The organism is Actinomadura sp. CNU-125 (assembly GCF_001942465.1).
GTDB lineage: Bacteria > Actinomycetota > Actinomycetes > Streptosporangiales > Streptosporangiaceae > Spirillospora.
Genome location: NZ_MKJY01000406.1, coordinates 1 through 3,454 on the forward strand (window position 1 = coordinate 1; position 3,454 = coordinate 3,454).

A 3,454-nucleotide genomic window follows, 5' to 3' on the forward strand; every position below is an offset into this window, starting at 1 on the left:
GCTCGCCGCGGGCGGGGCCCTGGCCGTCGCCGGAGCCGCCGCCGTGTCGCGCTGCCGGACGACCGTCCCCGGACGGCCGCGGCCCCGCCGGGGCCACCCGCGCCGACGGCGACCGCGACGGCGCGCACGCTGGAGTTCTACGTCTTCGGCACCAGCAGGCTCAAGTCGCTGACCGTCACGGTGGACGGGACGAGCACGACGGTGCGCGATCGCGCGCTGCCCTACCGGAAGGTCGTCCGGATACCGCCGGAGTCGACGTCGTGGCGGCTGGACTACCGCTTCGGCGAAGGCACGTACGCCATCGCCGTCACCGTGGACGGCAGCGAGCGCGGCGGCGCGGGCGGTTCCAGCCGCGGACCCGACATCACCGACTCCGCCGAGGGAGTCGTCTGAGCGTCAGCCGTCGAGGAGCTTGGCCCGCCACTCCGGGTCGGCGGTGAGGACGGTCAGGCGCTGCGTCGCGCGGGAGACGGCGACGTACAGGACGCGCAGGCCGCGCGGCGACTGGGCGGCGACGGTCTCCGGGGCGACGATCACGGCCGCGTCGAATTCGAGGCCCTTCGCCTCCAGGACGTCCAGGACCTGCACACGTTCGGGGAGGTCCGCCGCGAGACGGGCGCGTTCGGCGTCGTCCCAGGGCGTCCCGTCGAAGAGGGTGGCCTGGCCGCCGGAGTCGAGGGCGAGCGGGACGATCACGCCGATCGTCCCCTCGACCCGGTGCAGGAGGTCCTCGGCGGCCGCGCGGGCGGCGGTGGCGAGGTCCGATTCGGGGACGAGGTCGACGACGGGGTCGATCCCGGACGTGCGGACGGCGCGCGCGGGCCGGGCGTCCGGGAGGGCCTCAGCGAGCACCCGCGCGGACACCGCGGCGATCTCGGTGGAGTTGCGGTAGTTCGTGGTGAGTTCGTACTCGTGGCGGGCGCGGGGCGCGCGCTTGCGCGGACGGCCGCGGCCACGGCGTTCGCCGCCGAGGGCGGACTCCATCGCCGCGCGGGCCGCGTCGAGGTCCTCCCACGCGCTCTGCGCGGGGTCCTCGACGATCGTCCAGCTCGCCTGACGGCCGCGGCGGCCCAGCATCCGCCACTGCATGGGGGAGAGGTCCTGCGCCTCATCGACGACGATATGGGCGTATTCGGGACGTTCCTCCACGACGCCGTCGTCGACGCGACGCGACCGCTCCAGCCGTTCGATGGAGGTCGTCAGCTCCTCCATCTCCGGCTCCCACGACTCGTCGGCGACCTCCTCGCCGGTCAGGATGTTCACGCCGTCGACCACGAACGGGTCGTCCGCCGCGGGCGCGCGGCGGCGCCGGGACGGCCGCGGCGGCGAACCGAGCAGCGCGTCCAGCTCGTCGAGCAGCGCGGCGTCCTGGTAGCTGAGCGGCCCCTCCGCCCAGGACGCGGCGAGCGCGGGCACGTCCTCGCGCGGCACGTCGCGGCCCGCCGCGCGGCGCAGCCGCTCCGCGTCGCCGAGGGAGCGCAGGACGTCGAGCGGCGTGCGCAGCGGCCACCACGCGACGAGGAAATCGGTGAACGCGCGCTGCTCCCGGACGCGCCCGTCGAACTTCTCCCGCGGCGAGCCGTCCCCGGACGTCCCGCCCTGCTCGCGTCGAGGGACGCGAGCCCGTCGGCGGCCAGGATCGCGTTCCACAACCCGGCCTCGGCGCCCTCGGCTGCCTCCGCCGCCTCCTGCCCGCCGATGCTCGTGAACCGGTCCCACAGCGTCCAGCAGCGCCTCCGCGGCGCGGCCCCGGGCGGCGTTGACGCTGCCCCGGCTGCGCCGGTGCACGTCGGCGCGGATCCGGTCGAGCCGGCCCCGGTCGAGGGCCACCACGACGCCCTTGAACACGACCCGCAGCTCGCCCGGCGCGCCCGGCGCCTGGTCGGCGACCGCGCGGCGCAGCACGTTCGTCATCGCCTCGGCGCCCTTGACGCGGGCGAGCGCCGGATCGTCGTGGACGCTCGCCGCGACGCCGTCCACGAGATCACCGAGCGAACGCAGGTCCGCCGACCCCTCGCCGAGGGACGGCAGGACACGCTCGATGTACGAGGTGAAGCGCGGGTTCGGCCCCACGACCAGCACGCCCCGCGACCCGAACCGCTGCCGGTGCCGGAACAGCAGGTACGCCACCCGGTGCAGGGCCACGGCCGTCTTGCCGGTGCCGGGCGCGCCCCGCACCAGGACCGTCCCGTCCGCGGGCGCGCGGATCACCTCGTCCTGCTCCCGCTGGATCGTCGCGACGATGTCGCGCATCGCGCCTCACGGGTGCGGGCCAGCGACGCGAGGAACGCGCCGTCGCCGACGACGGTCATGCCGTCGGACGCGGACGGGTCGAGCAGATCGTCCTCGATGTCGACGACGGTGTGCCCCCGCGAGTGCAGCACGCGGCGGCGGACGACGCCCCGCGGATCCTCAGGCGTCGCGCGGTAGAAGTCCTCGGCCGCCGGAGCCCGCCAGTCGATCACGAGGGAGTCGTGGTCCGGGGTGCGCACCCCGACCCGTCCGATGTAGCGGATCTCGCGGGCCGCCAGGTCGAGCCGTCCGAACACCAGGCCGTCGTCGGCGACGTCGAGGGCCTGCGCGCGCCGCGCGGCCTGGTGCACCCAGGCGTCCCGGTCCACCAGCGACGCCTTGGTGCCGGCCTGCGACTGCCGGAACCCCTCGCGGATCATGGCCTGCGCCTCGGCGCGCATCTCCTCCAGCCGCTCGTACGCGACGTCGACGTAGCGCTGCTCGGCCGCGATCTCGCGGTCCTTGACCGTGCCGCCGGGACCGGCCGGCCGCCCGGTGACCTGGGACGACATGCAGGCGTGCTCCTCCGAATCGCTGCACCGGGGGGCATCCCCGCGCCCCCGAAGGGGCCGAAACAGCCAGCTTATTCGCCCGTCCGCGGGTCGACGACCCGGAAATCCGCCGCGCACGCCCGCACGCCCACCGGCCGCAGAGCGCCCCGGCCGCGGTCGTCCCAGGTAACACGCACACCACCCGTCGACGCGGCCGCTCAGGGGACGACCGTCGCCACGCCGACCGTTCGGCGCGGGGGGTGTTGCGCGGCTTTTGGGCGCTGCGCGCATTGCGGCCGCACTGGGGTGGTTCCCGTGCGTGTGGGGTGATTGCGGGTGTGAGCCGCCGCGTGTAGTCGTTGGGGGTCGGGGAGCTGCGCGCCCTGCGGGCCGCGCTGGGGCGGTTCCGCGTGGGGTGGTTCGGCCGCGGGGGTGTTGCGCGGGCCTTCGGGCGCTGCGCGCCCTGCGGCGCGGCTGGGTGGTTGGCCGTGCGCGTGGGGTGGCATTGCGGGTGTGAGGCCGCCGCGCGCTAGGTCGTTGGGGCTCCGCGTGGGGCTTGTGGCCCGGAGTGCGGAGGTGTGGAGCGGGCTGGGTGCTGCGGCGGCGTGGGGCCGTTGTGGATGGCCGCGCGTAGGTGGTTCGGGTCGCGGGGCGGGCTGCGCGCGGCCTCC

The 3,454-nt window shown here is 75.8% G+C and carries 3 protein-coding genes; 1 reads left to right on the forward strand and 2 read right to left on the reverse strand.

Annotation, left to right across the window (positions count from 1 at the left end; genetic code table 11):
• The coding region (locus BJF79_RS56285; RefSeq protein WP_158079388.1) for a hypothetical protein at positions 1-393 on the forward strand (393 nt) is incomplete at its 5' end.
• A 3-nt stretch (positions 394-396) separates the two neighbouring features.
• Here the strand turns inward: BJF79_RS56285 and BJF79_RS35120 are convergent.
• On the reverse strand, positions 397-2,253 hold the full coding sequence (locus BJF79_RS35120) for a HelD family protein (RefSeq protein WP_262403029.1): 1,857 nt from the start codon (positions 2,251-2,253) through the stop codon (positions 397-399).
• Positions 2,208-2,804, reverse strand: a complete 597-nt coding sequence (locus BJF79_RS63125; RefSeq protein WP_262403030.1) for a hypothetical protein — start codon at positions 2,802-2,804, stop codon at positions 2,208-2,210. The genes BJF79_RS35120 and BJF79_RS63125 overlap by 46 nt, the downstream gene beginning before the upstream one ends.
• Positions 2,805-3,454: the final 650 nt, after the last annotated feature.

Bases quoted from the DNA above. Each gene is read 5' to 3' on its own strand.
- BJF79_RS63125 (WP_262403030.1), bottom strand. From the start codon at position 2,804: ATGTCGTCCCAGGTCACCGGGCGGCCGGCCGGTCCCGGCGGCACGGTC.
- BJF79_RS35120 (WP_262403029.1), bottom strand. From the start codon at position 2,253: ATGCGCGACATCGTCGCGACGATCCAGCGGGAGCAGGACGAGGTGATC.